A 1,729-nucleotide genomic window follows, 5' to 3' on the forward strand; every position below is an offset into this window, starting at 1 on the left:
ACTATCGACATATCACCCTTAAAGACATTGATAAACTGGGGAAGTTCGTCTATATTAGAACGACGAAGAAAGTCTCCAAATCTTGTTTTACGAGGGTCATCAGCTGTAGCCTGTTTACTGTCAGCTTCATCATTCACTTTCATGGAACGGAATTTGTAACACACAAAATCCACACCGTTCAACCCCGTACGCATTTGCTTAAAAAATACAGGACCGGGAGAAGTCAACTTTATGATACTTCCAACTATGAGATAAACAAAAGGAAAAACTGTAACTAGAAAAAGGCCGGAGAAAACAATATCAAATATCCGCTTCAATATACGATTCTCCATCTTACCCAAAGGCTCATAACGCAGATTCAAAATAGGCATATTGCCAACCATACTGTGCCAGATACGACGAGGAAAACCTTTACATACATTAGGAACACCATGAAAATAAAGCAAATGGTTTTCACAATGATTCATGATAGAGAAATTATAACGCCCCTCCTCCATCGACAAAGAACAAAAAACATGCTTGATTCCCGGGTGTGCGGACATAAAATCTGAAAAACCGTCAGGATTACCCAAATAGGAACATTGCGAAGAAAGGGCTTCGTTCGGTTTAATATCAAAATAACCCACGACCTCATATAGAGAAGACGCCAGAGAACTTTCCATCTCCTCATACAACACCTGCATATTATTACCTCCACCTATAAAAACGGCATAACGTCTATGTTTGCCCTTAGCACAATAGACTATCAGGAAATGACGGATAATAATGCGATAAATACTTAAGATGACAAAGAGGAAAGAGAAATAAGCGACAAAAAAAAGAGGAGAATAAATAGAGATTCCACTAAAAGTCATGATACATGCCCAAAAGATGGAAAAAGCTATAATATTCTTCAACACGCGCAACACAAGTTGGTCGGGACGAATTCCCCGACTGTCCCAAACTCTCCCACGGGAGCCCGAACAGGCCAGATAGCAAAGACTTAACGAAGTCATCATCCAGGAAACCCTACAAGAAAAAGGTAAAGAGACAAATACTTCTTCCCAAAAGAAAAGGAGAAAGAACAATACCAGATTCAGAATGATCAGATCTCCCAGAACTGCTACAAATTCTATAAATTTATTGATTTGACTGGTGGTTGATACCATATCACATTAAAGATTGATTTTAGGCACATACTTCTTTGAACTTATTCAGAAAATCTTTTCCGAATAAATTCCAGAAGATAACAATACAAACTGATAGAAAAATAAAAGCTAAAACATATACCTTTCTACTGGTTCCCGAAGGTTCCAAGGGGACAACAGCAGGTTCTACAACAGCAAACACTGGTTTTTCTTCCTGAACTTTAGCTCTGGCAACCTGAAGCTGACTGGCAACCTGACTATATACTTGGTAAGCCAAACTCATGTCATTCTGCAAACGTTCCTGCTCGGTACGAACACTCTGCAAAATGATATTGTCATGAGAGTCCATATAATCGGCATATTTTCTCTGCGCTTCGTAATATTCCTGCTGACGTTCTTTAAACAATTTCTCCAGATAGAGACAATCCTCTTTAGATTTGGAAGTACGATAGTCTATGATATATTCCTGCAACTTCTTAACTACAGAGTCAGCAACGACTGCAGCAACCTTAGGACTCTGCAAAGTCACAGAAACGGTAGTCATAGAGGTTTTCTTATCTACAGAAGCAGCAATCTTTCTCTTTAGTGATTCAATCTTCTGA

General features: G+C 38.8%; 1 protein-coding gene and 1 pseudogene. Both read right to left on the reverse strand.

All coding sequences use genetic code 11. The features are described from left to right. The coding region (locus ACT8YW_RS23190; protein ID WP_444107275.1) for a sugar transferase at nucleotides 1-1,148 on the reverse strand (1,148 nt) is incomplete at its 3' end. Nucleotides 1,149-1,167: 19 nt separating this feature from the next. Continuing rightward, nucleotides 1,168-1,729 (reverse strand): annotated as a pseudogene (locus ACT8YW_RS23195) (chain-length determining protein); the annotation flags it as partial.

Origin of the sequence: Bacteroides sp. (assembly GCF_052357945.1) — a bacterium.
Classification (GTDB): Bacteria; Bacteroidota; Bacteroidia; order Bacteroidales; family Bacteroidaceae; genus Bacteroides.